Raw genomic sequence first — 13,725 nt, forward strand, 5'->3', positions numbered from 1 at the left:
CCTCCACCCCATTTCCTAACCCCTTGTCGAATGTCCCCGGCGGGCCATAGCCTGGCGCGGCGCGCAGGGGCCGACGCGCCCGCCGACCGGTGCGCGGGAGCGAGGGGAGCCCCATGAAGCGCGGCACGTCACGCGACATCCGCACCGCGAACCGCTACGAGGTGCTGCGCCAGATCATCGCCGAATCCCCCACCTCGCGGCAGGAGCTGGCGGCGGCGACCGGGCTCAGCCTGGCGACGGTCGCCACCCTCGTCGGTGAACTGCTCGACCTCCGGATGCTGACGGAGGTCGGGTTCGAGGACTCCGCGGGCGGGCGGCCGCGCGGGCTGGTGGCGGTGAACGCGGCCGGGGGCGCGCTCATCGGCGTCGACATCGCGGAGACGTACGTCCGTGTCGAGCTGTTCGACCTGGCCCTGAACGTGCTCGCCCGCGCCGACGAGGACATGCGCCCCGGCGAGAGCCGCCCGGAGCAGGTGGTCGGCCATGTCGCGGCCGCCGTCGGCTCGGTGGTCGCGCAGGCCGGGGTGGAAGGCGCACGGGTCCTGGGCGTGGGCGTCAGCGTCCCCGGGCAGGTCGACCGCGACACCGGGATCGCGGAGTACGCGCCCAACTGGGACTGGCACGAGGTGCCGCTGCTCGATCTGCTCGCCGAGCACATCGCCTACCCGCTGTACCTGGACAACCCGCTGCGCGCCTGCGCGGTCGCCGAGTTGTGGTTCGGCGCGGCCAGGGGGCGCGGTGACGCGGTCGTGGTCAATCTGGGCACGGGCGTGGGAGCCGGTCTCGCGCTCGGCGGCGGACTGCACCGCGGTGTCAGCAACAGCGCGGGCGAGTGGGGCCACACCACGCTCGTGCTGGACGGCCGGCCGTGCCACTGCGGGAACCACGGCTGTGTGGAGACGTACGTCGGGGCGCCCGGGATCATGCTGAACCTGCGGGAGCTGAGCCCCGGGAGCGCGCTGCTGCACCCGGAGGACCAGACCGCCACCATCGACGCCCTCGCGGCGGGTGTCGCCGCCGGGGACCCGGTGGCCCTGGAGGTCGTGCGCGGCACGGCCCGTTATCTCGGCGCCGGGATCTCCGACCTGGTCAACCTGCTCAACCCCGAAGTGGTCGTGCTGAGCAGCTGGGTCGCGGCGGCGCTCGGGGAACCGCTGCTGCGCGAGGTGCGCGAGGCCGTCGCCCGGCACGCGCTGCGGCGTCCGCTCGCGGCCACGGAGATCGTCCTGTCCCCCATTCCGACGGACCCGGTCTGTCTGGGCGCCGCCACGTTCGCCCTCGAAGGCGCGCTCCAGTCGGTCGGACAGCGGCAGAGCAGGCGCACCGCCTCCGCAGGAAGCCGTACCGCGCCTCCGGCGTGAGCGCCGATACGTCCGCGAAGGCGGACCCCGCGTCAAGTACCACCATTTGCAGCTGAGTTGCCCGACCGTGCGCCGCCACCGCGATGGAACGGGAGCCGCGGCGTCCGGTATCCCGAACTCCGGGCAACGCTTCGCGCCGACTTCGTCCAACCCCTTGCCGAAGCCTTAGCGGAAGGTTAACGTCCCGCACCGCACGGCGCATTCGAGCCACGACCGCACCCGACCACCGGCACAGCGCACTCAAACCGCCCACAAGACAAGGACGTCACCATGTCGGCATTGAGCAGCAACTGGGACCGTCGATCCGTACTGCGAGCCGCCGCCGGCCTGGCCGCCCTCGGGCCGCTGGCGGCCTGCGGCAGCAACAACGGGCGCTCCGGGGGCGGGAGTTCGGGCAAGGAGCTGGTCCAGTACTTCCACGCCTACGGGGAGGCGGGCACCGAGCAGGCCGTCAAGCGGTACGCGAAGGCCTACGACAAGGCGCAGGTGACCACGCAGTGGATCACCGGCAGCGACTTCGAGAGCAAGCTGTTCGCGAGCCTGCTCACCAAGAACGCGCCCGACGTCTTCGAGTTCCACCCGCAGATCCAGCTCGTCAGGAGCGGCCAGGTGGCGGACCTCAGCGACATCGTCGCTCCGGTCAAGGACGACTTCAACCCGGCCGACATCGCCTCGCACACCGTCGACGGGAAGATCTACGGCGTCCGCATGATCGACGATCCGCAGTTCTTCTTCTACCGGCCCTCCCTGCTGGAGAAGGCGGGACTCAAGGTGCCGACCACCCTGGACGAACTCGTCGAGGCCGCCGCGAAGTTGACCACGGACAAGGTCAAGGGGCTGTTCATCGGCAACGACCTGCACGCCGTCATCAACCCGATGATCTGGTCCGCCGGCGCCGACACCCTCGACGACAAGAACCAGATCGCCTACCACACCGAGGGGGTCACGGAGGGGCTGAGGAAGATGCGGGGCCTGTTCACCAGCGGCCATCTGCTCCTCGACGCCCCGGCCGACTACTGGGACCCGTCGGCGATCAACCAGGGCCTGTGCGCGATCCAGTTCTGCGGGATGTGGGCGATGCCGCAGATGCAGAAGGTCCTCGGCGACGACATCGGGATCTTCCCCTTCCCGAAGGTCACCGACGCGGGCAAGGCGTCCGTCTACAACGGCGGCTGGTCGATGTTCGTCAACGCCAAGGGGAGGAACGTCGACCTGGCCAAGGAGTACGTGAAGTGGCTCTGGATCGACCAGAAGAAGTACCAGGAGGACTGGTCGCTCTCGTACGGCTTCCACATCCCGCCGCGCTCCTCGCTCGCCGCGTCCGCCACCAAGCTGAAGTCGGGACTTCCGGCGGAGGGCGTCGAACTCTTCGGCCGTTACGGCCACTTCGACAACATCGGCTGGACCCAGTCCATGATCACCGCACTCGAGGACGTCTTCGCCAACTGCGTCCGCAAGAACGGCGACCCGGAGGCCGCGCTCGACAAGGCGGACGTGACCGTGAACCGCGAGCTCAAGAAGCTCTTCGGATAGACCGGCGGACGGACCCCCGACATGTCGACCACCACGTCGCACGGTGTCTCGCGCTCCGCCCCGGCCAGGGCCGCGACGGCCCGGCCGCGGCGGTTCCGGCCGGGCCGGAGCACGCTCGCCTTCTGGCTCTTCACCGGCCCCTTCCTCATCGGCCTGACCGTCTTCGTCTACGTGCCGATCGGCTGGAGCCTGTGGCTGAGCTTCTTCGAGGCACGCTTCACCGTCACCCCCGACACGTTCGTCGGCCTCGACAACTACCGGCAGATGCTGGAGAACGGCAACTTCACCGGCTCGCTGCTCACGTTCACCGTCTTCGCCGCCTTCATCGTGCCGCTGACCTGGGCACTCTCCCTGGGCCTCGCGCTGCTGGTGAACCGGCTGCGGTTCATGCGGGCGTTCTTCCGGTCGGTGTTCTTCCTGCCGACGGCGTGCAGTTACGTCGCCGCCTCGCTGATCTGGAAGATGTCCATCTTCAGCGGGGTGCGCTTCGGACTGATGAACACCGTCCTCGGCTGGTTCGGGGTCGAGAACATCGCCTGGCTGGCCGACCCCGATCCGCCCTGGTACTGGCTGGTCATCGTGACCGCGCGGCTCTGGCTCCAGGCCGGCTTCTACATGATCCTCTTCCTGGCCGCCCTGCAGAACATCCCTCCGGAGCTCTACGAGGCGGCGGCGATCGACGGTGCCGGTCCCGGCTGGCAGTCCTTCCGGCACATCACCCTGCCGCAACTGCGGGCCACGTCCACGGCGGTGATCCTGCTGCTCCTGGTGGCCGCCTACCAGGCCTTCGACGAGTTCTTCAACCTGCTCTCGAAGACCACCTGGGGCCGCCCGCCGCTGGTCGAGCTGTACTACACGGCGCTCGGCCAGGCGCAGGACTACGGCGCGGGCAGCGCGGGCGCGGTCATCCTCACGCTGCTCATCTGCATGGTGACCCTGCTCCAGGGCAGGTTCATGGGATTCGGACGCGGGGAGGAGGCCGGATGACCACCGTCCCGCAGGGCCGCAAGGCGCACGCCACGGCGCCGAGGAGGCGCAGGCGGAGCCGCCCGGGAGGTGTCCTCGGCAGCACCGGCCTGTACGTCGCCACCGGGGTCGCCGGTCTGCTGTTCCTCGTCCCCTTCTATCTGCTCGTGCGCAACGCGCTGTCCACGGACGCCGCGATCACCGGCGAGAACTGGCAGTTCTTCCCCACCGACCTGAAGTGGGGCAACATCCGCGAGCTGTTCGACGACTCCACCGTCCCCTTCGCCCGCTCCCTGTGGAACTCCGCCGTCGTCGGCGTGCTGCACACCCTCGGCACCCTGCTGGTGTGCTCGCTCGCCGGCTACGGCCTCGCGCGGATCCCCTACCGCCACGCCGACAAGGTCTTCTACGCGGTGCTGGTCACCCTGATGGTGCCCTCCGCCGTGACCTTCGTGCCGAGCTTCGTGCTCGTGTCCTCGCTCGGCTGGGTGGACAGTCTTCGCGGCCTCATCATCCCGGGGCTCTTCAGCGGTTTCACGTGCTTCCTCTTCCGGCAGTACTTCTTGGGGTTCCCGAAGGAACTGGAGGAGGCGGCGCGTATGGACGGGCTCGGCCACTGGGGCGCCTACTGGCGCATCGTGGTGCCCAACTCCCTCAACTTCTTCGCCGCGATCGCGACCATCACCTTCATCAGCGGCTGGAACGCCTTCCTCTGGCCGCTGGTCATCGGCCAGGATCCCGACGCCTGGACCGTCCAGGTCGCACTGTCCTCGTACATGACGAACCAGACCGTCAACTTCCATCTGATCTTCATGGCCACGGCCATTTCCATCCTGCCCCTGGTGTTCGTGTTCCTCTTCCTCCAGCGCTGGCTGGTCCAGGGAATCGCGCAGACCGGCATCAAGGGCTGAACGAGGAGACGCATGTCCTTCCGCACCTCTCCCCGACCACCGGCCACTCCCCCGTCCGGCACCGACTACACCGAGGACGTCTCCCCCGGCAGCGGAGCCCTCCCGCCCCGCGCCTGGTACGCGGCCTCGGACGCCCGGTCCCTGTCCCTGAACGGCCGCTGGGACTTCCGGCTCTCACCCACCGCCGACACCGAGGACGACTCCTTCGCGGCCAGGGGATACGAGCCCGGCGGCTGGTCAGGGGTGGAGGTACCCGGCCACTGGGTGCTGCAGGGTCATGGATCGCCGATCTACACCAACCACCTCTACCCGTTCCCCGTCGACCCGCCGCGGGTACCGACCGAGAACCCGACCGGCGACCATCTGCGCCGCTTCGACCTGCCGCCGGACTGGCCCGCGGACGGCGGTACGGTCCTGCGCTTCGACGGGGTCGAGTCCTGTGCCCGGGTCTGGCTGAACGGCACGGACCTCGGCACGTTCCAGGGCTCGCGGCTGCCCCACGAGTTCGCCGTCGGCCATCTGCTGGAGCCGGGCTCCAACGTGCTCGCGGTCCGGGTGCACCAGTGGTCGGCGGGCTCCTACCTGGAGGACCAGGACCAGTGGTGGCTGCCGGGCATCTTCCGCGACGTCACCCTGCTGCACCGGCCGCCGGGCAGCGCGCTCGACTTCTTCGTGCACGCCTCCTACGACCACCACGAGGGCCTGGGAACCCTGCGCGTCGACTCCGACGTCGACGGACGGGTCCTCGTGCCCGGCCTCGACATCGATGTCGAGGCCGGGACCCCGGTCACCGTCCCCGTGCTGCCCTGGACGGCCGAGACCCCCCGGCTGTACGACGGCGAACTGGTCACCGAGGGCGAACGCGTCCCCCTGCGCATCGGCTTCCGCACGGTCGAACTCGCGGACGGCCTGATCAAGGTGAACGGCACCGCCGTCCTCTTCAAGGGCGTCAACCGGCACGAATGGCATCCGGAGAAGGGCCGCGCGCTCGACCCGGAGACCATGCTCACGGACGTGCTGCTGATGAAACGGCACAACATCAACGCGGTGCGCACCTCGCACTACCCGCCGCACCCCGCCTTCCTCGACCTGTGCGACACCTACGGCCTGTGGGTCGTCGACGAATGCGACCTGGAGACCCACGGCTTCACCGAACAGGGCTGGCACGACAACCCCGTCGACGACCCGCGCTGGACACCGGCGCTGCTGGACCGGGCCGCGCGCATGGTCGAACGCGACAAGAACCACCCCTCGGTCGTCCTCTGGTCGCTCGGCAACGAGGCCGGCACCGGGCGCGGTCTCACCGCGATGGCCGAGTGGATCCGCGGCCGCGACGGCTCCCGGCTCCTCCACTACGAGGGCGACCACGACTGCCGTGACACGGACGTCTATTCACGCATGTACGCCGATCACGCCGAGGTCGAAAGGATCGCCCGGCACCAGGACGACGGCGGACCGGGACGGCGCCGACTGCCCTTCATTCTGTGCGAGTACGGGCACGCCATGGGCAACGGCCCCGGCGGCATCGCCGACTACCAGCGGCTGTTCACCTCGTACGACCGTCTCCAGGGCGGCTTCGTCTGGGAGTGGATCGACCACGGCATCCGGGACGAGCGCCACGGGTTCGCGTACGGAGGGGACTTCGGCGAGGAACTGCACGACGGGAACTTCGTGTGCGACGGGCTGCTCTTCCCGGACCGGACACCGTCCCCCGGGCTCGTCGAGTACAAGAAGGTGATCGAGCCCGTCCGCATCGAGGGCGGGGACTTCCCCTCCCCGTCGGGCTCGGACCGGGAGACCGGCGCGGGCCGGGGCGGCACGGTACGCGTCGCCAACGGGTACGACTTCGCGGACCTCTCCGGTCTCGCCTTCGAGTGGTCCTACCAAGTGGACGGCGAGAGCGTCGCGTCGGGCCCGCTCGCGGTGCCCGCACTGGCGCCGGGGCAGTCGGCCGACGTCGAACTCCCGCCACCGCCCCCCGAACCGCGAGGTGGCGCAGCGCAGTGGACGGTCCGTGCGACGCTGGCCGGGGAGACGGCGTGGGGACCGCGCGGCCATGTCGTCGCCTGGGCCCAGATCGCGGTGACCGAACCCGCGTCGCCCGCCTTCACGCCCGCCGCCCGTCCGGCCCCCGGCGACGGAGTGATCACCCTCGGGCCGGGCGCCTTCGACGCCCGCACCGGCGCCCTGCTGGCCCTCGGCGGGATCGAGGTCACCGGCCCCCGCCTCGACGTGTGGCGCGCCCCGACCGACAACGACAACGGCGCGCACTGGCAGACCGACGCCCGCCACGGCCCGCTCTGGCGGGCGCTGGGGCTGCACCGGATGCGCCACCGCGTGGACGCGGTGGAGGTGCACGACGACTCCCTGACCGTACGCACCCGGGTGGCCCCCGCGGCCCGGGACGTGGGCCTGCGCACGGTGTACCGCTGGACCTCCGACGGCACCCGGCTGCGGCTGACCGTGTCCGTCGCACCGGAGGGCCGGTGGACACTGCCGTTGCCGCGCCTGGGCGTCCGGCTCGGACTTCCGGGCTCCGCGGACCGGGTGACCTGGCTCGGCGGCGGCCCCGGGGAGGGCTACCCGGACACCAGGACCGCCTGCATGGACGGGCGTTGGGAGTCGACGGTCGACGCGATGCAGACGCCGTACGTGCGCCCGCAGGAGAACGGCGCGCGGCCCGGCGTCCGATGGGCCGAGATCGGCGGACTGCGCGTCGAGGGCGACCCGGCGTTCTGGTTCACCGCGCGCCGCTGGACGACCGAGCAGCTGGACGCGGCGGACCATGTGACGGATCTGCGCCCCGGCGGCACGGTCTGGGTCAACCTCGACCACGGCCAGCAGGGCATCGGCTCGCAGTCGTGCGGCCCCGGCGCCCTTCCGCAGTACCAACTGTGGGCCGCACCGGCGGAGTTCTCGTTTCTGTTCTCCGGGCTCCGGGACTGAGGCCCGCTTCCCGAGCGCGGCCGGACGGCTCTCCCCGGCCGTCCGGCCGCCCCGTCAGTGGTCGGCGCAGCAGGGTGTCGGGTCCGGCACCTCGAAGGGCACCAGGGTGCCGCCCGCGGCCGGCATAGCCGCGAGGACGAGACGGCCGTCGCGCCACTCCGGGCGCACATGGTCGCGGGTGAGCAGCTCTGCCTCCATGGCGGGCCCCTCGGGGGAGCCGAGCACGGTGACCCGCTCCACCGCGGAGGCCTCCAGGAGCCGTGCGACGGTCAGGACTCCGGTGACCGCGTCGCTCCCCGGGTACAGGACGGCACGGCCGCCCGCGCGCGCCCTGTGTTCGGCGGCCGCGTGGGCGGCTCCGGCCGCGAGCTCGCCGGGCCCGTGCCGGTGGTCGCCGAAGGCGACACCGACGAGGGAGCCGGGCTCTTCGGACGGGTTCTCCGTGAGCCGGCGCCAGGCCGCCTGGGCGTCCTTCCGCGACGCCACGGCGAAGGACAGCGCCGTGTGCGGCCGCCGCCCGTCACGTACGTGGTGCGTGCAGCCCAGCACGTCCGCGGGCAGGCCGAGTTCCGCGGCGAGCGAGCGCAGCAGATGGTCGGCCTCCCGCAGGGCGCCCGTGTGACCGGTGTCGACCCCGACGACGTACGGCTCGCTCACGAGGGGAGGACCCACACCGGGTTGGAGTAGAACCACAGGTCCTTCCACGGATCGGCGTCGCCGAGGACGTCCACGGCCGGACCCGCCGGGTCGACCGACGCGCCCCCGAGGCCCACGGCGGAGCGGTTGCCGTCGGTGCCGCGCAGCCGGACGTACACCGGGCGGTCGACGGCCCCGAGGTCGTAGGTGAGGCGGACCGTGCCGGACGACTTGTTCACCTCGTAGGACTTGGCGACCCGCGCGGTCGGGGCGGTGAAGGTGTCCCGTTCGGCGGCCGCGCCCGTCACATCGCCCTGGATGACGTCGACGCGCGCCAGCTCGGGCACGAAGCCGGCCCAGTTGGGGCCGCCGGCCAGTCCGAGGTCCATGGTGAGCGTGACCCGGGTGCCCTTGCGCACGTGCAGCGCGCCGCCGAGGGTGGCCCAGCGGCCGCCGCCGGCGACCCGTGCGTCGAGACCGCTGATGAGCTGCCCGTGGTCGACCCAGATCCGGCCGGCGCGGATGCCGTCCATCACGGCCGCGTAGGAGAACCCGTCGGAGCCGACGTGCGTACGGCTGTACTGGCCGGGCCAGTAGTCGCCCTGGGTGGTGTCGATCCTGCCCCCGTAGACGGGGTCGGTGTGCCGGCCGTTCGCGGTGAAGTCGCTGTCCGGTCCGCCGCGCACGGCGGTGTCCGTGTAGACCTGGTGGGAGTCGGAGTTGGCGGTGATCCACCAGGGCTTGCCCTCGGCGAGGAGGCTGTCCCACAGGCCGCCGACGGTGGCGGTCATCCAGTCGAAGCCGCCCCAGGTGCGGTAGCTCTCCAGCGGGTAGCCGGCGAAGGAGTTGGCGCTCGGACTGCTGTCGTACAGACCGCGCGCGAAACCCATGCCGTACGCCTTCGGGATGCCGCCGGCCTGGTGTCCGGGGGCGCCCTCGAAACCGACGGCGATCCGGTGGGACGCCGGTGTCGCGTCGCGCCAGGCACGGATCTCGTGCGGGGAGTCGAGGCCCTTGCGGGCGGGGTGGTTGGCCAGCATCAAGGCGTCCTGGACGCGGCGGCGCCGGACCTGCTCCGAGAGGAAGCCGAGGCCCGCGACGGCCAGCGCCTCGTTGGCGGGCGTCGAGTCGGTGGCGCCCTTCACCCCGCCGTCGTAGTCCGTCTCGAACTGCTTGAGGACCGCGACCTCGTTGCGGCCGGGGTGGACGAAGACGGTGCCGTGCTCGGCGGCCGGGATGTTCCATTCGAGGCCCTGGAAGACGAGGGTGTCCCCGTGGATGTCCCGGGCCTCCCGGATGTCGGGGTTGACCTTGTCCACACCGATCCTGGCGTGCGTCTCGCTGCCGTGGTCGGTGATCACCATCCAGTCCAGGCCGTGCGCGGCGCCCTGGCGGACCTGGTCACGGACGCGGTACTTGCCGTCGCTGCTGTACTGGGTGTGGATGTGGTGGTCTCCGGCGAGCCACAGGAAGCCCTTCTTTCCGCGGCCGCCCGTCGAGGCGTACGCGGGGGCGGCGGCGCCCTCCGCGAGGACACCTCCGGCGGCGAGGCCGGCGCCCAGCAGTCCCGCGCGGCGCAGGAGCGAGCGGCGCGACTGCTGCTCGGGGCTGAGGGCCTCGTCGGGGACGGTGGTGTCGAAGGCGGCCGGCAGCGTGGCGCCCGTGCCGTCGCTCTCGTGCGGGTGGTGATGGTGATGCCCGTGCTCGTGTCCGTGCGTGTGCCCCATGACCGCCTCCTGAGTCCCGCCGCGCCCCTGCGGGCGCGTCATGAGGAGATTCGGGGCGGAGCATGAACGGCGGACGGCCCCCTCGTGTTCGCCGGGCGACCTGAATCGGTCAACTGGCCTTACTCATAAGCCTGTTGTTCCTCAGCGTGTCCGTTGCGTCATGAATTCCACGGAGTCGGCGATCATGTCGGACTAGGCTTCCGCCCGGGTTCCGAGGAAGTGTTCTGTGGCGAAAAGGTGGTCCTCATGCCTCGTGCCGGGCTCACGACCGAGCGGGTCGTGCTGGCGGCGGCCGATCTCGCGGACGAGATCGGCTTCGAGAACGTCAGCGTGGCCGCGCTGGCCCGGCGGTTCGGGGTGAAGGACGCCAGCATGTACGCGCACGTGCGCAACGTCCGGGAGCTGCGCGAGCGGGTCGCGCTGCTCGCGTCCGGCGAGATGATCGACAGGATCGCCACCGCCGTGGCGGGACGGGCCGGCAAGGACGCGCTGGTCGCCTTCGCCGACGCCTACCGGGCCTACGCGCTGGAGCGGCCCGGCCGCTACCGGGCCACGCACACGCAGCTCGACCCGGACCTGGTCGCGGAGCGGGCGGAGTACCGGCGCACGGCCGAGGTCACCGCCGAGGTCACCTTCGGCATGCTCCGGGCCTACGGGCTGTCCGAGCCCGATCTGACCGACGCCGTACGCCTGTTGCGCAGTACGTTCCACGGCTACTGCGCCCTTGAGGCCATCGGCGGATTCGGCGCCCCGCGTCCCGTGGAGACGTCCTGGAGACACGCGCTGGACGCGCTGCACGTGACCCTGGAGAACTGGCCGCGCGCCGAGGAGGCGCCGCCCGGACGGCCCTGACCCGCTCCGGCGGTCCCGGCTAGAGCAGCCCCAGATCGCCCAGTTCCTTGTGCAGGTCCGCGCGGGGGTTGGCGGGGTTCTGGGGCAGGGCGGGGGTTCCCGTTCCGGTGCCGGTGCCGCTGCCGGAGCGGGCGGCCGGGCGGGGGCGGCGGTCGCGGAAGATCCAGGCGCCGGCCAGACCGCCGATCAGCCCGCCGAGGTGGCCGAGCCAGCTCACCCCCGGTGTCCCGGGCACGGCCACGGTGAGCATGTAGGCGAAGGACGCCGCCATGACGACACCGATCAGCGTGTCGATCAGGTGCCGGTCGAAGATCCCGCGGACCACGACATAGCCGAAGTACCCGAAGATCAGCCCGCTCGCGCCGACCGTGTCCGCGTCGCCCCGTTCGAAGAACCAGACCACGAGCCCGCTGGTCAGCGCCACCAGCAGGCTCAGGCCGAGGAAGCGGACCACACCGCGGTAGGCGGCGAGGAACCCGAAGACGAACAGCGGGCCGGAGTTGCTCTCGATGTGCGCCCAGCTCCAGTGCAGGAAGGGTGCGCTGAGGATGCCGGGCAGCGAGGTCACGTCCCCGGCCACGACACCGTAGTCCCGCGAGAACGCGTAGTCGTCGGCGTAGTTGGCCAGTTGCAGCAGCCAGAGAACCGCCAGGAAGGCGAACATCACGAAGAACGCCTTCCGCGCCTCCGCGATCATCTGCTCCGCGTCCACCGGACCGCGGGACCAGCCGCCCCGGTCCATGTCCGAACCACTCATGACACACCCCCCTGCCCCGGCGGATCCGTTTCCGCCCACTGTCGAACTCTAGGGACCCCCGGGGAGGTCGCCTCCGCCCAGGGGGACGATTCCGTCGGCGCCCTCCAACCGGAAGGCCGCCGTTCCCCCCGCGGCCCAGGTCACCGTCAGGTCGTACGCCCCGGGCTCCGTGCCCGCGGGCGCCGTCACCCGTACGGACACCAGGTCCGCGAGCGGGAGGGGGTCCGGGTCCCCGGTGAGGCGGACCAGGGCCACGAACAGGGACGGAACGTCCCCGGTCACGCCCTCCCCCGTGGCCGACAGACCGTGCACGGGCCGGAGTTCGGAGCGGGTGCCGTCCTGCGCGGCCCAGCCCGTGACCCGTACCGGCGTCCCGGGCCGCGCGCCCGACACCAGGTGCGCCCGCACCTCCACGGCGCCCCGGGCGACGACCAGGCAGAGCGCTCCGACGCCGTCGGCGACCGTGTGCCGGGACGCCGCCCAGTCGTCCCCGGCTCCCAGCGGCACGATGCCCGTACGGCTCGCCTCGCCGCCGACGATCACGCTGTTGTCGTACGAGGGCGAGGGCCTCGTCACCGTCGAGTAGGCGAGCCGCGTGTAGTAGGGGTCGTAGCGGACGTCCTCGCTGCCGTGGTTGTGGAGGCGGACCAGACCGTCCGAACGCGTCGACTGGAGCAGCCAGTTGGGCGGTCCGATCCGGGTGACGGCGTCCGCGCGCTCCGCCGGGCCCGGTTCCTCCGTGGCCGTCCAGACCTCGTGCTCCGGGGGCAGCAGCAGCGCGACGAAGGCCTTGCTCGCCCAGTACGGCGAGGCGGGGCCGGAGTAGTGCTGCACGAACGCCTCGTCGGGGCCGTGCCAGCCGAGGGTGAGCAGGCCCTCGCCGTCCATCGCGCCCCGGTCGAGGAAGTACCGCAGGGCGCCGGAGGCGAGGCGCCGGGTCTCGCCCGGGGACAAGGGGGTCCGGCCGGTGAGCGCGCCGAGCCACAGCGGAGCGGTGGCCGCGAAGCGGTAGGTGAGCGAGCGGCCCTGGAGCATCGGGGCCCCGTCTCCGCCGAACAGCCGTGCGTAGTCGGCGAGATGGGCCTCCAGGCGGCCGGCGTACAGGTCGAGGAGCCGGGCGTCGTCCGCGAGCCAGGCGTGCAGCACCGGATAGAGGTGCATCGCCCAGCCGTTGTAGTAGTCGAACTTGCGCCCGTGCCCGTCGGTGTACCAGCCGTCGCCGAGGTACCACTGCTCGATGCGCCCCAGGCCGCGGTCGATCGCGGCACGCGACGCCTCGGGCTCGTATCCCACCTCCTGGAGGAAGCCGCCGACCGTCACCGGGAACAACTCCCAGTTGCAGGGCCAGGGTTCGGCCTTCAGCGCGTCGCCGAGCCATGCGGCCGCCCGCTGCCGCACGCCGTCGTCCAGGCGGTCCCACAGCAGCGGTCGGGTCAGCCGCAGCGCGAGCGCGATCGATGCGGTTTCGACGAGCGGCTGACCGCGGTCCTCGACCCGGGGCCAGACGCCCGCCGTTCCGGCGTCCAGCCCCCGCGCGTACCGCTCCAGGACCTTCTCGTCGCGGCGGAAGCCCGCCAGCAGCAGCGTACGGGCGTAGCCCTCCAGGCCGTCGGAGAGCCGGCCGGCGCTGCCCGTGTGCCTTCCGGGCAGGTGGTAGAGGGCCTGGTCGCCGGTGGCGTACGGGGCGACCGCGGCGAGCAGGGAATCGGCGGCCGCCTCCCAATGGGCGCGCGTGCGGCCGGTGTACGGGCTCAGGGACCTGTCCTCGGCGGGCTCCGCGGGCATCACTGGCCTTCCTGTTCCGTGCCGGGCCCGGTGTCCCGGACACCGGGTGTCCTGAGCGGCCGGGCTGGATACCTGGGGCGCTCCGGTTCCGGTCGGAACGCCCCAGGGGCTCTTCCCGCCCCCGACCCGGCGGCAGGACGATACCGCTGATCGGCAAGCGCTTTCTAGGGGGCGGTCGCTTATGGGTGTCCACCGCGCGACCAGCACCGCGCCTTCCCGGGCGCGGCCCGCTCCGCGGCTCGGGCCGGCAC

10 protein-coding genes are annotated in these 13,725 nt (G+C 71.7%); 6 read left to right on the plus strand and 4 right to left on the minus strand.

Annotated elements, in window-relative coordinates:
• Positions 1–113: 113 nt before the first annotated feature.
• The 5 genes from ACFYYF_RS18900 to ACFYYF_RS18920 all read left to right on the plus strand — a co-directional run bounded on the left by ACFYYF_RS18900 (position 114) and on the right by ACFYYF_RS18920 (position 7,717).
• Positions 114–1,361: an ROK family transcriptional regulator gene (locus ACFYYF_RS18900; RefSeq protein WP_388777034.1), complete on the plus strand. Its 1,248-nt coding sequence runs from the start codon at positions 114–116 to the stop codon at positions 1,359–1,361.
• 270 nt (positions 1,362–1,631) lie between these two features.
• Entirely contained in the window at positions 1,632–2,894 is a 1,263-nt protein-coding gene (locus ACFYYF_RS18905; protein ID WP_388777037.1) for an ABC transporter substrate-binding protein, read from the plus strand.
• A gap of 21 nt (positions 2,895–2,915) precedes the next feature.
• Positions 2,916–3,881: a carbohydrate ABC transporter permease gene (locus ACFYYF_RS18910; protein ID WP_388777040.1), complete on the plus strand. Its 966-nt coding sequence runs from the start codon at positions 2,916–2,918 to the stop codon at positions 3,879–3,881.
• Positions 3,878–4,771, plus strand: coding sequence for a carbohydrate ABC transporter permease (locus ACFYYF_RS18915; protein ID WP_388777042.1), 894 nt, complete (start codon positions 3,878–3,880; stop codon positions 4,769–4,771). The genes ACFYYF_RS18910 and ACFYYF_RS18915 overlap by 4 nt, the downstream gene beginning before the upstream one ends.
• 12 nt (positions 4,772–4,783) lie before the next feature.
• Positions 4,784–7,717, plus strand: a complete 2,934-nt coding sequence (locus tag ACFYYF_RS18920; protein WP_388777044.1) for a glycoside hydrolase family 2 TIM barrel-domain containing protein — start codon at positions 4,784–4,786, stop codon at positions 7,715–7,717.
• A gap of 54 nt (positions 7,718–7,771) precedes the next feature.
• On the opposite strand, the gene ACFYYF_RS18925 is transcribed toward ACFYYF_RS18920, so the two are convergent.
• Positions 7,772–8,374: a hypothetical protein gene (locus ACFYYF_RS18925; RefSeq protein ID WP_388777047.1), complete on the minus strand. Its 603-nt coding sequence runs from the start codon at positions 8,372–8,374 to the stop codon at positions 7,772–7,774.
• Positions 8,371–10,080: a PHP domain-containing protein gene (locus tag ACFYYF_RS18930; protein WP_388777049.1), complete on the minus strand. Its 1,710-nt coding sequence runs from the start codon at positions 10,078–10,080 to the stop codon at positions 8,371–8,373. Before ACFYYF_RS18930 ends, ACFYYF_RS18925 begins: the two co-directional genes overlap by 4 nt.
• A gap of 246 nt (positions 10,081–10,326) precedes the next feature.
• On the opposite strand from ACFYYF_RS18930, the gene ACFYYF_RS18935 reads away from it, so the two are divergent.
• Positions 10,327–10,932 (plus strand): TetR/AcrR family transcriptional regulator, encoded by a 606-nt coding sequence (locus ACFYYF_RS18935; protein WP_388777051.1) that lies wholly within the window; start codon positions 10,327–10,329, stop codon positions 10,930–10,932.
• Between the two features lie 19 nt (positions 10,933–10,951).
• On the opposite strand, the gene ACFYYF_RS18940 is transcribed toward ACFYYF_RS18935, so the two are convergent.
• Positions 10,952–11,689 (minus strand): rhomboid family intramembrane serine protease, encoded by a 738-nt coding sequence (locus ACFYYF_RS18940; RefSeq protein WP_388777054.1) that lies wholly within the window; start codon positions 11,687–11,689, stop codon positions 10,952–10,954.
• Positions 11,690–11,737: 48 nt separating this feature from the next.
• Entirely contained in the window at positions 11,738–13,474 is a 1,737-nt protein-coding gene (locus ACFYYF_RS18945) for a DUF2264 domain-containing protein (protein ID WP_388777056.1), read from the minus strand.
• Positions 13,475–13,725: the final 251 nt, after the last annotated feature.

The sequence above is a fragment of the Streptomyces sp. NPDC001914 genome (genome assembly GCF_042891215.1).
In the GTDB taxonomy this organism is placed as follows: Bacteria; Actinomycetota; Actinomycetes; order Streptomycetales; family Streptomycetaceae; genus Streptomyces.

Coding starts and splice junctions, on each gene's coding strand:
- ACFYYF_RS18900 (WP_388777034.1), top strand. CDS start 114: ATGAAGCGCGGCACGTCACGCGACATCCGCACCGCGAACCGCTACGAG.
- ACFYYF_RS18905 (WP_388777037.1), top strand. CDS start 1,632: ATGTCGGCATTGAGCAGCAACTGGGACCGTCGATCCGTACTGCGAGCC.
- ACFYYF_RS18910 (WP_388777040.1), top strand. CDS start 2,916: ATGTCGACCACCACGTCGCACGGTGTCTCGCGCTCCGCCCCGGCCAGG.
- ACFYYF_RS18915 (WP_388777042.1), top strand. CDS start 3,878: ATGACCACCGTCCCGCAGGGCCGCAAGGCGCACGCCACGGCGCCGAGG.
- ACFYYF_RS18920 (WP_388777044.1), top strand. CDS start 4,784: ATGTCCTTCCGCACCTCTCCCCGACCACCGGCCACTCCCCCGTCCGGC.
- ACFYYF_RS18930 (WP_388777049.1), bottom strand. CDS start 10,080: ATGGGGCACACGCACGGACACGAGCACGGGCATCACCATCACCACCCG.
- ACFYYF_RS18935 (WP_388777051.1), top strand. CDS start 10,327: ATGCCTCGTGCCGGGCTCACGACCGAGCGGGTCGTGCTGGCGGCGGCC.
- ACFYYF_RS18940 (WP_388777054.1), bottom strand. CDS start 11,689: ATGAGTGGTTCGGACATGGACCGGGGCGGCTGGTCCCGCGGTCCGGTG.
- ACFYYF_RS18945 (WP_388777056.1), bottom strand. CDS start 13,474: ATGCCCGCGGAGCCCGCCGAGGACAGGTCCCTGAGCCCGTACACCGGC.